This window comes from Novipirellula rosea (assembly GCF_039541335.1).
In the GTDB taxonomy this organism is placed as follows: domain Bacteria; phylum Planctomycetota; class Planctomycetia; order Pirellulales; family Pirellulaceae; genus Novipirellula; species Novipirellula rosea.
In genome coordinates, this window is the sequence record NZ_BAABGA010000039.1 from 1 (window position 1) to 15,899 (window position 15,899).

Sequence of the window (15,899 nt, forward strand, 5' to 3'; positions counted from 1 at the left end):
GGAGATTGGGAGACAGGGAGATTGGGAGACAGGGAGATTGGGAGACAGGGAGATTGGGAGATTGGGAGATTGGGAGATTGGGAGATTGGGAGATTGGGAGATTGGGAGATTGGGAGATTGGGAGATTGGGAGATTGGGAGATTGGGAGTGCTCGGCGGGGAGCGCGGTGCAGACGGATTCGTGGTGTTCGCATGTGCCAGCCAATGACGGATGGCAGACAGAAAGATTGGTGCGACAGAAAAATTTACGGACGAAGTAACGCGTGCCCCGTTCTTCTGCCTTCATGTTTTTATTACCCATGTTTTTGCCTGTAATTGGTCGCCATTCGCAGTTGTCCACTGAGCAGCGATTCCATCGCAGTTTCGGCTCATTGATGTCGCTGTCTTTCTGTTTTTCACAGCTAGATGACGTAGCGTCATTCGTCCCGGATTAGCGATGGTCACTGTGCCAGTCATACTGGATAACTTCATGCGACCCAGCAAACACCGGTCCTCGCACGCTCCTGATTTGCTTAAGCAATCGCTTCTTATTTTCTAACCAGTGATTTTTTAACCTTTCCTCGGCGACGCTCGACTGTTTCATGATGGCCACAAGCGGGAGATTGATTCTCTCCGGCGCCATCTGGCGGTGCGACACTGCTCGTTGCAGAGAGATGTTTTCACGGATCAAGGTAAGTGAATAGACAGAAAGATTGGTGCGACAGTAAGATTTACGGACGAAGTAACGCGTGCCCCGTTCTTCTGCCTTCGTGTTTTTGTCACCCATGTTTTTGTCTGTAATTGGTCGCCATTCGCAGTTGTCCACTGAGCGGCGATTCCATCGCAGTTTCGGCTCATTGATGTCGCTGTCTTTCTGTTTTTCACAGCTAGATGACGTAGCGTCATTCGTCCCGGGTTAGCGATGGTCACTGTGCCAGTCATACTGGATAACTTCATGCGACCCAGCAAACACCGGTCCTCGCACGCTCCTGATTTGCTTAAGCAATCGCTTCTTATTTTCTAACCAGTGATTTTTTAACCTTTCCTCGGCGACGCTCGACTGCTTCATGATGGCCACAAGCGGGAGATTGATTCTCTCCGGCGCCATCTGGCGGTGCGACACTGCTCGTTGCAGAGAGATGTTTTCGCGGATCAAGGTAAGTGAATAGACAGGAAAATTGTTGCGACAGAAAGATTTACGGACGAAGTAACGCGTGCCTCGTTCTTCTGCCTTCATGTTTTTGTCACCCATGTTTTTGCCTATAATTGGTCGCCATTCGCACCTTCCGTTGAACAACGCGTCGATCGCTGCCGCTACTCGCTGAATGGTAGGCTTGGTCTCGGCACCGCTTTATTCGCCTGTCCCCCATTCGTCTGTCCCGGACTCTTTGTGTTTACGGCCTGATTGCACAGCGTCACTCGTGTCCGATTATCGCGGATCGAATTTGGTGATAGACAGAAAGATTGGTGCGACAGAAAGATGAGACTGCGATGACGATTCTCGCTTGGGTTTGGACGCTCACATCGTCGCCATTTTTTATCCTACCATCGTTTAACCTCTTGCTGAATCTCGGGTGTAGGCCGTTTGCGACGGAGAGAGTAGCCAAGCATCGTTCACTAAATATTTTCCTGCCCCCTCCATCTTCCTGTCCAACCTTCGGTTGTATGGAGTTGTTCGACCGACTCACGTCCGTGGCCATCGCTTTGCGTCGCGTTGCGACAGGGGAGAACGTTGAAGCGGTTAGCTTGGGTGACCCCAATAATTCCTATCCCGTTGAGCTGCTTTTGAAATGTTTCTGTCGCACCAATCTTTTTGTCGTTTCATGCGGTGTGAGCGATTTTGGCACGTCAGAACAAGCCGATTCCGGAATCTTCGGATCAATGCCGCGTGCGGGGATCACCTAAAATTGCGGTCGGTGATCGCTCTGATAGTGGATAGACAGAAAAATTGGTGCGACAGAAAGATGAGACTGCCATGGTGAATCGCGATTGGGCTCGGACGTTCACCTCGTCATCATTTTTTATCCTTTCGACTTTTAACCTTTTACTGTACCAATAGTGCGTGGGATTGGGTCGGAAAAACAACACCTATCGTCGCTTCGCGACTTTTGCTTTTCTGTTATGGTGTTCCACGGACTCACGTCCGTGGCTACTACATTTCGTCGCGTTGCGACTAGGTGACAGGCTGACGCCGCTCAGCTTGGGTGACCCCAGTAATTCCTATCCCGTTGATCTGCTTTTAAAATTTTTCTGTCGCACCAATCTTTCTGTCGTTACTTGCGGTGTGAGCGATTTTATTACGTCAGAACAAGCCGATTCCGGAATCTTCGGATCAATGCCGCGTGCGGGGATCACCCAGAATTTCGGTCGGTGATCGCTCTGATAGTGGATAGACAGAAAGATTGGTGCGACAGAAAGATTTACGGACGAAGTAACGCGTGCCCCGTTCGTCTGCCTTCATGTTTTTGTCACCCATGTTTTTGCCTGCAATTGGCCGCCATTCGCAGTTGTCGTTGAAGCATTACAACGCGTCGATCGCTGCCGCTACTCGCTGAATGGTAGGCTTGGTCTCGGCACCGCTTTATTCGCCTGTCCCCCATTCGTCTGTCCCTGACTCTTTGTGTTTACCACCTGATTGCACAGCGTCACTCGTGTCCGATTATCGCGGATCGAATTTGGTGATAGACAGAAAAATTGGTGCGACAGAAAAATGTGACTGCTATGGCGATTCGCGATTGGACTCGGACGCAAACGTCGTCGCCACATGTCGACCTTTCGGGACCCCATTTTTCTAGCCCCTCCATCTTTCGGCCCAACCTTGGGTTGAATGGATTGTACAATCCATCGCATCGCGTCTTTGGTGCGACTTCGGTAGCGATGTCTAGAATCCGCGAGTGCCATGCCTGAGACTGCGATCGCTATCGCGGCTATGTGTTTTTTTCGTACCCGAAACCCCATGCTGACGCATTTTAAAGTTGCGCGTTTAGATGTTCTTCTGGTTAAAGGCCCAGCTATTTGCCTAGCCTGGTCCAACGGGGCAGGTTTTAGGTGCACAGAAACCCAAGTGCCAACGGCCCGGTCATTTGCCAGCCGCCCTCAGTAGATCCGAGCAAACGACCGGACCGTTGGCCCTACAATTCATCCTTTTTCTTGGCCCCAGCCCGTTGGGCTGGGCTAGGTAAACTGCTGGGGCTTTGCCCCTCAATACAAAAGCGCAACTTCAAAACTGACGCATGAGGCTAAATGCACCGCCGCTTTCGTGCATTGCCCGTTGGCGTTCATTGGCTTGATTCGCGGGCAAATTTCTTGAAGCATTACTTGGCCGCGAATGTCGATGCGGGTGTTGTGGATTTGATCGGGATAGAAGAGTGTGAAGTGATGCTAGGTGAGAGGTCTCCGTAAGGAGTCATCGCACAACGTTCAACGAGTGTGATAGCTGATGGAGAATTCTGTAGAAAGCCATGAACCCAAAGCGGACCCTAACATCCGAGCGACAGTGTTCTACTCGCCCAGCGTGACGGTGCGAGATTCCTGCTAAGATCAATCAGAGCCCCCACCACCCGTCGATCCTAGCCGTTACCCGGCTAAAATGGAGACCGAAGTGAGACGCTATACATCAAACCTCGCGGTTGCCTTGTTTTGTTACATTACCGCAACACACGCGTTCGCGTGAGAATGCGTTTACATCTCCGGAGTCCATCGTGAATGTGACGATCGAACCGGTTGGATCGCCCGGTTTGGGAATGGAAAATCTTTAGTACGTGCCAGGTGAATCCCGCTGTTCGCCGATTTGGAACACCGATGAGAACTACAAATCCCTACGAAGCTCCATCGTCAGTAGAGTTCACTGACCACCATGATAATGCCGTTCATCCCGATTGGCGGTGGATGGTTTGTATGGTTCACCTGTTTTCTTCATTGTGCTTGTGGTCGTTGTTCTTTTCATCGGTCGGCGATGCGGGGTGGCAACTCACTTGCCACGGATATTGCTCGCTTGCTCTGTTTGGCCCCGATTCAATAATAATGCGTTTCACGCTGCCGCTACTGCTCGCTGCATTGCCGACGGCGGTTACATCACTCGTGTTCTGGCGTTTTTATCACAACTGCGACTGCGAGCGGGACGCCACCGGTCGCAATTTCTGGTTCTTGATGCTGGGGATTATCCTTGCCGTTATAAACGTTTCTTTGTACGATCCACTTGCCTAGTCCCAATTCTTTTCGGCTCGAACTGACGGCGAACAATTCGATGCACTCCCTGTTGCCGAGTCGCGGTGTTTGACCCTGTCATCGCTCGCGGTGTGAGCGATTTCGTCACGTTAGAGCAAACCGATTCCGGAATCTTCGGATCAATGCCGCGTGCGGGGATCACCCAGAATTTCGGTCGGTGATAGCTTTGATAGTGGTTAGACAGAAAGAAGTGGTGCGACAGAAAAATGAGACTGTTATGGCGATTCGCGATTGGACTCGGACGCTCACCTCGTCATCATTTTTTATCCTTTCATCTTTTAACCTTTTACTGTACCGATAGTGCGTGGGATTGGGTCGGAAAAACAACACCTATCGTCGCTTCGCGACTTTTGCTTTTCTGTTATGGCGTTCCACGGACTCACGTCCGTGGCTACTACATTTCGTCGCGTTGCGACTAGGTGACAGGCTATCGCACCCTTTGATCTGGTTTTCAAATCTTTCAGTCGCACCAATCTTTCTGGCGTGATTTGCGGCACAGTCCCCCCTCGGTCACTGCGACAAGAAAGGACCGACTGTTGCCGATTGACGGCGTGCGCGCCGTGTCGGTCTTTCATTGATTTTCGTTCGGTGATCCGTTTTGGAATCGCCAAACAGGTCGAAACTCACACGCGAGTTTCGTTGGGCCGGAAATGGTTGCGAAGATACTTAGAAGGTTGCTTCACGGGGGAGTGTGACGCTGGTTGTGATGGTCTGCCCCATGAAGTACTTCGGCGTGATGAACGAGTTGGCGGACGTGATCGGGACGGTGACGGTGACGGTGACCGATTCCGTGTCGGCTTGTATCGTGCTGGGAGTGACTTCTGCGGACCCACCGCTGATGTCAACGAAATCCAAAAGTTCAGTCGCGGCTTGCTCGCATTCAGATGCCGTTGCCCCTGGCACAATTCCTTTGCGAGCCCCTTCGTATGCCGCGTTGATCGCAGTGTTGCGAATCATGTTCACACGAGAGAACTCGATTCCGGCGAACGTGAACAGCAGCAGAACGGGGAACGCGACAGCGAATTCGACTGTGACGGCTCCGCGACGTGGTTTTCTCGATCGGGTCATTTTGCGGTGTGGGGGTGTCGAGAACATTATTGGGTAAGGATCGAGATCGAGCCTGCGATTTTGCTAAACGCGTCATTCAAAGTCGCAGCGTCGGGGGCGTGAAAATGGTACCCACCGCCGGCGACCGCGGTATCCTGCATATCCATGATCACATTGGAGGGACAAGCGCCGAATGTGATGGTGTGTACTTTGATGCGGTCCGCTGCAGCCAAGGCGGCGACATCTGCGGGATGGACACCGTTGGTATAGGCTCCATCGGTCAGCACGACCATGATCTTTTCTGCGGTGGCCCGTGCGCCGGATCCGTTCAGTTCCGATCTCGCGAGCGACATGCCTTGGCTTGTTTCTGTGTTGCCGCCCCACACGGTGGTGTTCAAGTTTTCCATCGCCGTCGTGATGCTGGTGAAGTCGGAAGTCAGGGGTTGGTCGAGCGTGACGTTGTGGTTTGTCACCCCACAGGCCGTATAGTTGCTGGCGTAGGTCACGATCGCCACTTGCTCTTCCGCAAGCGTATCGTTCATCTTTGCCAAGAATATTTTGATGGCGTCATCCAGTGCGATCCATCGACTGTCCGCCCACGGAATATCACACGAGCGAGGGTCGCCACCGCCCATTCCTGTGGCCGTATTGGAAACCGCCAGTTTCATCGAACTGGATCGGTCCAGTACCAGGCAGATATCGGCATTGATAAAACCGGCGGTTGCAGCTGCGGTTGTTTGAAAGCCGTCGCCATTGAGCAGGCTGGAGAAAAACAGATCAACTTCGCCGTCGGGGGCCGCGGCGGTGCGGCGGCCGTTGACTTGAACCGCGTTCATGGGCGAACCACTTGCCGTGAACGACCATTTGCCCGTCGTGGATCGGACGGTATTGCCGAAAACAAAGTCGGCGTCTTCAAGGGTCAGCCCTTCACCGGCAACTTTGTTCGCGGTGGCAATTAGTTTTCCTTTGGCGATCGCACGTGCGGTATCACCGGTTTCCGCCAATTCCGACGATGCTGCCTTGGCGGCCAAGTCGGTTGCTGCGCGCAGTTCGGCCCGTGACAATTGCATGTAGGCGAGGTCTACCGAGAACCCGAGCAACAACATCAACACCGGCAGCATGATCACAAAGACGACCGCGGTCGCGCCCCGGCGACAATGGGGCGACACGTTCCAGGAATTTGTGTTTGGATATTTCATTGCAATTCCATGATTTATTGCTTGATCGCGGTCAAACTACTGGACAAGGATTGTGCAAATCCGAACAGCTGAGGCCCGACAATATTTCCGTTGGTGGCGGCTTGGATTGTGACAGTGACCGTATCACCGCGAGCCAGTGTGGCGTAGGCGGCACCTCCTGATCCGGCGACGATCACATCCGTGGGCGTCACGCCGCGAGAGGCAAGTGTTGCATTGACTCGGTCGACAACATCGGATTCCGTCGAATCGGGTTTCAGGGCAATCAGAGCGCCCTCGTAGGCTGATTCGCAGATGACTTGCTTCATCGCGATCATGTTACAGGCTTCGATCGAGGCGAAGACGATCAGGAACAGGACTGGCATACAGACCGCCAATTCCACCATCGCCGTCCCGCCTCTGTTTCGTTCTCTTCTGTTACGCACAGGTCGATGTCCCGAGATTAAAAATGGTTTGATCGATTAAGCGATCGATCGCAAACCCCATCAAGCAGCGAGCCCCGGATAATCACTGAGCAATGGGGGGATACCAATTTGTACGTCAGTTCGCAGAGCCTGGTCCGGATGACAAAACAAATGAGAGGGGGAATCGAAGGCTGACCATAAAGCTATAACGGTCGTATCGATTGAATGGGCTAGAGCAGCCACCCAGAGGAATGCTTGCGATGGTGTGAGGGTTTGCAACGCGACTGTGTTCCGAAGCCAGGCAGATCAGGATTTTTTCTGCGAACGGTATTCTTCATATGCGTCTGGATCAAAGACGAAATCGAGCGACGGAATAAAGCTTAGCTCGCACCCGCCAAATTTTCGCTTGAACGAACTGAAATTGGCCCATTCGTCGTTGGGTGCGTTAGCGGGCGAAACGCCATAAAAGTCGTACCACTTGTAGCCTAACGTTTTGGCTCGCAGCATCGCTTCAAAATGAAGCAGATAGGGTGCCATCACGTTGCGATGCGAAAGCTGCGTTCCACCATATTTGTACGTCGCGGTGTCACCGGCGTACAGTATTAACGCCGTAGCCAGCCGCGTGCCTTGATATTCGGCAAAGAAGAGTTCTCCGCGTCGATAGGGAAACAGGGTTGCCGCTAGCTCGTCAAAGTATTCCTTGGAATGCCGCGAGATGTCTTGCCGGGTGACGGTTTCTTCGTAGAGACGCAGGAAGTCAGCGAGTCCCGCAGCGGAATTGTCTTGGACGACGGAGACGTTGTGCCGGCGGGCGACGCGAATGTTATACCTTCCCTTGGTCTTCATTTGTTTCAGGATGGCGTCTTCGGACATCGTCAAATCGACGCACAACGTGTTTCGTGGTTCGTGCCAATGGATCGATCGCTGGAATCCTTTTACATATTCCGGTTGATCCAACCACCGCGGCTCGATTCTGAGGTGACTGACCACATACGACGAACTCTTGCGGTGATCGTCGATGTATTCCATCATCGCCTCGAACAAGTCCGCTGCATCCGCTTGGGTCTTGGGCAGCACGGGGCCATGAGGCACGTAGTAGAAGCACTTGTCGGGCGCAAACGATTTCATCAAAACGTTTGCACCCCCACAAATTTTGTCATCGTCGCTGGCCGCAAACCCAAAACTGTTCCAGCCGCGGAGCTTCAGAAAATCAATCCACCACGAGTATTGTTTGTGGCCAATGTCAGGTCGCTGGTCCGCGAGAAACTGGTCCCAGTCGGTGGTCGAGCGGGTCGTCTCGGTTTCCTGTTCCATCATCGTCGTTCATCACCAGGTTGAGGAATGCACGTTCAAAAGTCGTGGGTTGCCAGGTAGGTGCCGTGCCAAGTAGGTGCCGTGCCAAGTGGGTGCTGTGCCAAGTGGGTGCTGTGCCAAGTGGGTGCCGGGCAACGAGCGTTTTTTGCAGGAGTTTACTGACAGGTGTCCTTTTTCCCCAGACTACTTCCCGGCGGTAGAACCGCAAATCCTCTGTCGATTGTTCTCAACTGTTCTCAACTGTTCTCAACCATGGCACGTCGCCCCATCCTGATTTGCGATGGCACGTTGTTCGGCCGTGGTGGGATGCAGCTGTACACTAGCAAGACGTGAGGGAGCCGCGGCGGTTGCGTCGATACAACTTCAAGAGGAACAAGGTGATACTTCAGACTTAGACATTCGCTGTATTGAGGTCAGCCAGCGTGATACCGTCGACTCGAGAGATTGCGATCGTCAGCGGTATGTCCAGAAAGAGACGAATGTTGTTGTTTGTCGTGCTGCCGATCAGGGCGAAACGACGCGAAACGTTACGTGGTTGCTGGGAATAAAGACGGTCAACGTTTGTGCGGCTTGCGACTTTTTGGCCAGCTCGATCCGTTTATCGGCTTCCACGATCGCAGCTTTAATCGCACCCAAGTTTGCTGCTTGAGCGGGATCATCATGAAGTGTTTGCAGCGTGGCTCGTGCCTGTTGTGCCGCTGCCAAAGCTTGCGGGTTGGGCCGGATTTTTACTTTTGTTTCCGCCAGCATTGCGAACGAATACGTTCCTACGGGAGTGTTGGCCGCGGTTTTAATCGTGGCAGCGGCCTCACTTTTATCCGCAGGCATGGTCACCTCGGCGATGGTCACACCCGCTGGTAACGAAACAGGCCGGAGTACACAGACGTCACTTCCGCCTTCGCGACGCGTTACCTGGATTGCCAATGGTAACTGTTCGCCAGCCTTCACGTCGAGGACTTTTGCGTCATCGAACCGGATCGTGATTGGGGCAATGTCGTGCTCGGACACCGCTACTACGATATCGGATGCGATTCGAGAACGAACGTAATCTCGTCCTCCTCCCTTTGCGAATTGCAGTGTCGCGGGAACCGCCGTTTTGCTGATCGCATGATCGATACTGCGGCCGACGATGCTTATCGGTGCCACAGCGGTGATGGCATCGTCGGTTGCCGTCAGCGTGAGATCGGTTTGCGTTTGATTCGCGGCAATGGTGGCCGGTTTGCAATGAATCCCCGCGGGCAAATTCTCGGCCGTGATTTCGATCGGCCCCGTCCATCCGTCACGTCGGATCGCAAAAACACGAACGAGTTCCGCACCCCCACGAAACAATTTGGAACCATGGGGACGAGCTAGTTTGACGTCTTTGTTGGGATAAACGCGAGACGCAACAAGCGTAAAACCGGGATCGGGCTTGGCGACCCGCAGCACAAATCGTTGCTGTTCGCGAAGTGACGTGCCGATGTCTAAGTCGCGAACGGTCAATCGGTACGTCGCCGTCGCCGGAGCGGTGATCAACAGTGAAGGGTCTTTCGTGTTCAGTGAGATCATCGAGTCACTAACCGCTTGCCCATCATCGGATCGTGCGACTTCTTGATAGGATGCCACCCCTGCATCATCACGCTGGATCCGATCCACGATCACGCGAGCATCGGTTGGTTCACCGAGTCGTTGCGAAATCACATCGATCGCCACCACTTCGCCCTTAGTCGCATCAAATTCGAAAGTGTTCTCATCGCCAGGTTCAGCAAACCAGCAAGTCGCTTGATACGGCAATTCGATACGTTCAGCACCGCCACTGGACGGATACATTGGCGATGCAGCAGGTTCGATATCGAGGGCTGTGGCACTTTCCGGTCCCAAGACCACGCCAGCACCGGCGGCTTCGTTGGTTGAATTCGATTGCAGCGCCACTTGGTAATGGTACTCACCGCCGCTGCGATACAAATATTCATTCACGGCAAGGACATACTTGCCGGGCGGTTGATCCTCAATACGCAACACGGGATCAAAACCATCCGCGCCGCGTGCCGATGCAACCACTTCGCCAGCGACGTTATAGAGTCTTAGCTGCCCGATCATGGGCGAGTCGATTGTTTGAGACCGAAAGTCGATCCGAGCCTGAGCTTCTTTCAGCTCGACTGCATAAAAATCTATTGATGCCCCCGACGACGGTGCACTGTGCCATTGGTCGGTGGGAAGCGGAGTGGCCGAGTCGAAATCATGACTGGCGGCGGCGTTAACGACCGCCAGCTTGCTGACCCAAAAGGCACGCGGATTTGAAACACCGTGCCGGCCAATCGCACGCACTTCATAACGCCCCGGCGGGACATCGTCCGCGATTGCGACGTCAAAATGACCGTATTTGGGTATTGGTGAAAGCAACGGAGGTGGCGACGTTTGCGAAACCGATTGCAGCGTCGCTGTGATCCCCGGATGTGAAAACAACAGCTGATCCACCTCGTCCATCCGGTCCCCCGTAACGGACACCCCGCTTGTCTGGCCCACTGTTGCCGTTGCCGGTCGAACCGTACGTAACTCGATCGCGAGGAACTGAGCATGCGTGACGGAAGTCATGCCGATGCAGAGAAGTGCAATGCGGAGAGGAAGTTGCATAGCGTCGGGAGAGGGGAGGAGGAGGGAGGCGGGTGTGTGGAGGCGGGAGTGTGGAGGCGGGAGTGTGGAGGCGGGATATTTAGTGGTTGAAGAGGAATTCTTTTGAATTGATCAGCGACCAGAGGATGTCCTCGTACGCTTGTCGGCGATTGTCTTTCTGATCGAGATAGCGGAGCATCGTCTGTAGTTCAGTCGAGGTCGCAGGCCGGCTGAATGCGATCAAGTACAACTCGCTTAGCTGTTGTTGATCGTCGGATTCGGTGTCTGCGGCTAGCCGTGCTGCGAGCGCTGAATCCGCTGCCAATTTTTCCTGCATTTCATCGGAGTTGATCAGGTGCAGGCTTTGCGCCAAGTTGGCTTCTTGTGACCGTTCGCACTCGCATGCGGTATCGCCGGCGGGCATGCCAAACACGCTCAAAAAGTACGACTTAAATTGTGTGTCGGGTAGCTCCACCGCTCTTGTCTCTGCTGGCATTCCGGCAAACGCGGTCTGGTTTCCGGTGACATCATCGACGGCATCCAGTAGCACTTCGGCTTGCATTCGCTTTGGGTAATAACGCGAATAGCTGCGTCGATCGCCCAAGTTTCCTGGAACGGGATCGCTGCTAAACCCGTAGGTTTTGGACAACACAATCGAACGGACCAGAGATCTTAAGTCGTAACCCGAATCCACAAATTCCGCGGCCAATGCGTCCAGCAACTCGGGGTTGGACGGCGGGTTGGTGATCCGCATATCGTCTTCGGGTTCGATCAAGCCCCGTCCCATAAAGTGTTTCCAGTAGCGGTTGACCAGCGATTTGGCAAAAAAGGGATTTGACGGATCGGTCATCCAATCGGCCAAGACAAAGCGAGCATCCTCGGTCGCAGCGATCGTAGCGGGGGCTGCATCGAGCCCCGCCGCGGGCAACGCCTGGCCATTTTTGGGATGAGGCGAGGTCGCTGCGCCGACGCGAGCAAAGAAGTCGGGCTCCAACGGTTCGCCACCTCCCTTTTTCGAGACCGTCACAAAAAAGGCTGACAATTTTGCGTAGTCCGCCTGGCTCCACTTCTCGTAGGGGTGATGGTGACATCGGGCGCAGGCAACACGTTGCCCTAAGAACAGCTGGGCAGCGTCTTCGACTCGGCTGCTTGTGTCTGCGACCTGTTGATACCAAGCCACGGGTGGATGGTTCGCAACGCTTCCAGACGCCGTGATGATTTCGCGGACAAATTGATCGTACGGTTTGTTCTCTGCAATGCTGTCGCGAATCCATTGGTAAAAGGCGACGGTTGCAAATTGCAATTCGCTTCGTTGCCGTTTGTTGCGAAGGATCGTATTCCACTTGCCGGCAAAATAATTGGCATGATCTGAACTGCGTAGCAACCGCTCGACAAGCGTCGGGCGTTTATCGGCCGAGGAATCGTCGAGGAAGCTGCGTGTTTCAGCCAGCGTCGGTAATCGACCGGTGATATCCAAGGTCGCGCGCCGCAAGAACGTGGCGTCATCGCACATCGGTGACGCGGGAATGCCAAGTGATTGCAGTTTTGCGAACACATGCGTATCAACCAAGTTCGCCGGTTCGGGGGTCAATGACTCGGGCGATGTTTCGAGTTGCTGGGGAATGTCAGCGCGAAACACCGTCACGTTTCCTTGGTAACGGGCCATCACGGCAACATCGCCTACGAGCGAATTCAATTGGACACGTCCTTTTGCATCGACATCGGCCATTTCGGTATCGTTGGTCGCATACACCGCGGCGCGAGTGACGTCTTCACGCGTGCCGTCGGAATAGTTGGCGACGACCGATAGCTGCTGGGTCGCTCCGGGCAATAGACGCCGGTGCGACGGCAAGACTTCGATCGATGTCACGGTGGGTTCATTGCCATCTCCGTACTTCGCACCTTGAGCGATCCAGCGTCGCATCAAGCGATATTCGTGACTATCAACTTCCATTCGTTGCCCGCCGCCGTGCGGCGACGCGTTAATCGACTTGAGTAACAATAAACTGCGTTCGGGAATCGCGGGTGAGATTCGTCGACCACGCGATTCCTCTACTAAGTGCCCGTAATCCTCGCGAGGCTCGAAGCCAAGCAGCGAAAGTTTGAATCCGTTTTGGCCCGCAGCCTTGCCATGGCACCCGCCACCGTTGCAGCCCAGTTTTGTAAAGATCGGAACGATTTGGCTTGGAAAACTAACCGGTTGATTTTCGTTCATTCCAATGACTTTGATGACGGCGGTTGCCGTCTCGCCATCGGACCCCGCCGCCTTGATGGTCGCGTGGCCATCGGCGATTGGAATCACCAGTCCCCCAGGATCGACCGACGCAATCCCACTTGGCTCGACCTCGTACGTTACCTGCGACGTGGCGTCTTCGATTGCCGTGAGTGATGAATCGCCCAAGTGTCGTGATACGATCAATTGGATTCGGGCATCACGTCCAACGAGCAGGCGGTCAGCGTCGGCGTTATCGATGGTAAGCGTGTTTGCTGCGAACGAATCGGTAACCGCGAAACCAATCGCAAGGGCAATAAGCCCTCGAGCTGTGAACATCAATGCAGTTGGCAGGATTGATCGAGTGAACCGAGGGGAACGCATTGCAAAAACATTCCGAGGTTTCCCGGTGAGGATCTTCGAAACGATTACTGACGTAGCGAAACTCGTCAAGAGTTTCGATTTGTTCGGTGATTCACGAAAGTCTTGACGACTTCCGCTACGAGTGAACCCATCACTTACTGGCCCGACGGTCCTCGGTTGGTTTAAAACCGCACCACGGCAATTGGAATACACCATTACACCAACTCACCAATCGGGTCATGGTCGACCAAGAACTGGGGGCGTCCTGTGGGGTCGATCAAGGTTGTCGAGCCGGTATCAATCCCCAGGTTGTGATACATCGTCGCCACGACCTCTTGCATATGGACGGGACGTTCGCTGGGTTCTTCGCCCAAGCGGTTTGTCGCACCGATCACTTGCCCGGTACGCATTCCGCCGCCGGCTAAGAAGGCCGAATTGACTTGGGTCCAGTGATCTCGTCCCGCCTTGGCATTGATTTTCGGGGTGCGACCAAATTCGCCCCATACGACCACGGTGACGTCATCGAGCATGCCACGTTCGTCTAAATCGGTGATCAGAGCACTGAGGCATTGATCAAGCTTGGATCCATGATCGCGGACGAGGTCAAAATTCTTGCTATGCGAATCCCACCGCCCATAGCTCAAACTGACCACGCGGGCACCGGCTTCGACCAACCGTCGCGCGATCAATAATTGGTCATTGACGGTCGGAGATCCGTCGTACTGGAATTGGTAGGGTTTCCCATCGCCGTATCGCTCGACCACTTTTGGATCTTCTTTTGACAAATCGAGGGCGTCGACCAACTTGCTGCTGGTAAGCACATCGAGTGCTCGTTGGCCAAACGCGTCCATCCCGGACATCGTTCCGGTGACATCGATATCACGACGAAGCGTATCGATTTCGGAAAGCAATTTTCGCCGGTCGGCCAGCCGATCCAACGTGATGCCTCCGAGCGTCATGTTTTTCATGCCAGGACCGTCGGGTTTAAACGGTGCGTAAGCGGCGCCGAGAAAACCGCTTGTACCGGAATCAGACCAAGGGACGTGTCTGGTTGGCGCCGCCAAACCAATGTTCGGAGGCACCGAAGCATCGACGGGACCGAGTAATTTAGAAACGGCTGCTCCGACCGCCGGTCGACCGCCGATACTTTTTAAATCATTGGGCCGCCAACCGGACATGCACTGCACGGCGTCGTGTCCTCCGCTGCAGCCGACCAGACTGCGGATGATGGCGGCCTTGTCCATCAATCCAGCCAACTTTGGGAACACTTCGCAAATTTCAATCCCAGGCACGTTGGTCTTGATGGCCTGGAATTCGCCTCGCACTTCGCTGGGCGCGTCGCGTTTGATATCCCACATGTCTTGGTGTGGGGCACCGCCGGCAAGAAAGATATTGATGACGGCTTTATGCGAATTGGATTGGCCCGTGGCAGCTTCGGCTCGCATCAAATCGGCCAAAGTAAAACCGACGCCTCCCATCGCTAGAGCGCCGATCTTCAAGAATCCGCGACGAGGAACCCCGTCGCAATATTGACCGGGATGGCCAGTGTTTGAAGTACCCGATTTGCGGGGGCCAGATTTTGGCCCAAGTATTGACAACATCATGAGTCAATCGACCAGCGGTAGGATGGAAGGAAGGGAGCAACGCGTTGCAGGAGGGGGGAGCGTTGCTTGTAAGGGGGGGAAGGTTAGCATTCTAGCCCAACAAGGCAATCCAAAGCAACCAAATAAAAGCAGCGGTTCGATTTTGGCGTTTTGGGGCGAATTGCCTCGCTGCTGACATCGCTGCGCAGCTCCGCTGCAATTGCCCGGTTGGATGCAGTTGAGAATCACAAAACGCTGAGAAGTCCTCTGCCAGATCGACACAGGTACACTGAAATGTAACGGACGAGAATCCGCATTGCGGTTCGGATTAAGCCGCTGAACTGAGGTCACAGCGCTGCTTCGCGAGCTTGATTCAGCTTGATGACGAGGGGCAGCACCGCTGCGAAGTGGACTTTTGGGCCCACTTCGCGTACGATAGGTTCACCCGCAGGGGTTGAGCGAGACGTGGTTTGGCAAGTCGTTTTCACGATCACGCTCACCCGTTTCGACATTTTTCCTGCCAAACGCATCGATTGCGTGGGCGACGTGCCACCGCATTGGACGTCGTGACTGTCTACCATGTGCTTCTTGGTTGCACTTTTTGACGAGCTCGGACGCTCATTAATAATGAGGCCACGTTGCTCGCAAAACGAAAAGTAGCGCAAAATGAGCGGGAACAAAACGACCACCTCGGCAACTCAAGCCAATGGCAATGTCTGTCCCATTTGTGGCAAGCGTGCCTATTCCAAGGGGGGAATCCATCCTCAATGTGCGGTCCTGCAAGCGGACGCGGCGCGAACCGAAGAATTGAAGGCTCAGCGTAAATTGGACGCCGAAACGCCGAAAGAGTCGTCTTGGTCGAAAAAGAAGTGTCCGAAGTGTTCTAACGAATCACATGTCCGGAAAAAGATTTGCGATTGCGGCCACGCGTTCTTCTAGGTCTCAGCCGCCCATTTCTTTTGCTCGCTCTTGGTGAGTGATCT

Annotated in this window: 12 protein-coding genes; 2 read left to right on the plus strand and 10 right to left on the minus strand. The window is 54.1% G+C overall.

The genetic code is table 11. The features are described 5' to 3' along the window. Window positions 1-429: 429 nt before the first annotated feature. Together ABD971_RS16000 and ABD971_RS16005 are read right to left on the minus strand one after the other, a co-directional pair. On the minus strand, window positions 430-765 hold the full coding sequence (locus ABD971_RS16000; protein WP_345323665.1) for a hypothetical protein: 336 nt from the start codon (window positions 763-765) through the stop codon (window positions 430-432). Window positions 766-894: 129 nt separating this feature from the next. Then, a complete protein-coding gene (locus ABD971_RS16005; RefSeq protein WP_345323667.1) occupies window positions 895-1,230 on the minus strand; it encodes a hypothetical protein in 336 nt (111 codons plus the stop codon). A 2,549-nt stretch (window positions 1,231-3,779) separates the two neighbouring features. Between ABD971_RS16005 and ABD971_RS16010 the strand changes: the two genes are divergently transcribed. Beyond that, on the plus strand, window positions 3,780-4,184 hold the full coding sequence (locus ABD971_RS16010; protein ID WP_345323669.1) for a hypothetical protein: 405 nt from the start codon (window positions 3,780-3,782) through the stop codon (window positions 4,182-4,184). A gap of 687 nt (window positions 4,185-4,871) precedes the next feature. On the opposite strand, the gene ABD971_RS16015 is transcribed toward ABD971_RS16010, so the two are convergent. From ABD971_RS16015 to ABD971_RS16050, 8 genes are all read right to left on the minus strand, one after another. Continuing rightward, on the minus strand, window positions 4,872-5,273 hold the full coding sequence (locus ABD971_RS16015; protein ID WP_339942807.1) for a TadE/TadG family type IV pilus assembly protein: 402 nt from the start codon (window positions 5,271-5,273) through the stop codon (window positions 4,872-4,874). Between the two features lie 26 nt (window positions 5,274-5,299). Then, window positions 5,300-6,451 (minus strand): VWA domain-containing protein, encoded by a 1,152-nt coding sequence (locus tag ABD971_RS16020; protein WP_345323672.1) that lies wholly within the window; start codon window positions 6,449-6,451, stop codon window positions 5,300-5,302. Window positions 6,452-6,465: 14 nt separating this feature from the next. Next, window positions 6,466-6,873 carry a TadE/TadG family type IV pilus assembly protein gene (locus ABD971_RS16025; RefSeq protein ID WP_345323674.1) on the minus strand — a complete coding sequence of 136 codons (408 nt, stop codon included), beginning with the start codon at window positions 6,871-6,873 and terminating at the stop codon, window positions 6,466-6,468. 285 nt (window positions 6,874-7,158) lie between these two features. Then, a complete protein-coding gene (locus ABD971_RS16030; protein WP_345323676.1) occupies window positions 7,159-8,169 on the minus strand; it encodes a lipid II:glycine glycyltransferase FemX in 1,011 nt (336 codons plus the stop codon). Between the two features lie 501 nt (window positions 8,170-8,670). Next, entirely contained in the window at window positions 8,671-10,779 is a 2,109-nt protein-coding gene (locus ABD971_RS16035; RefSeq protein WP_345323678.1) for a hypothetical protein, read from the minus strand. A gap of 79 nt (window positions 10,780-10,858) precedes the next feature. Then, on the minus strand, window positions 10,859-13,309 hold the full coding sequence (locus tag ABD971_RS16040; protein WP_345323680.1) for a DUF1553 domain-containing protein: 2,451 nt from the start codon (window positions 13,307-13,309) through the stop codon (window positions 10,859-10,861). A gap of 239 nt (window positions 13,310-13,548) precedes the next feature. Continuing rightward, the gene (locus tag ABD971_RS16045; RefSeq protein ID WP_345323682.1) at window positions 13,549-14,934 is read right to left on the minus strand and encodes a DUF1501 domain-containing protein; all 1,386 of its coding nucleotides are present in this window, start codon (window positions 14,932-14,934) and stop codon (window positions 13,549-13,551) included. 329 nt (window positions 14,935-15,263) lie between these two features. Beyond that, complete coding sequence (locus ABD971_RS16050; protein ID WP_339942795.1) at window positions 15,264-15,497, minus strand: hypothetical protein; 234 nt, start codon at window positions 15,495-15,497, stop codon at window positions 15,264-15,266. 85 nt (window positions 15,498-15,582) lie between these two features. Between ABD971_RS16050 and ABD971_RS16055 the strand changes: the two genes are divergently transcribed. Further along, window positions 15,583-15,855, plus strand: a complete 273-nt coding sequence (locus tag ABD971_RS16055; RefSeq protein WP_339942793.1) for a hypothetical protein — start codon at window positions 15,583-15,585, stop codon at window positions 15,853-15,855. Window positions 15,856-15,899: the final 44 nt, after the last annotated feature.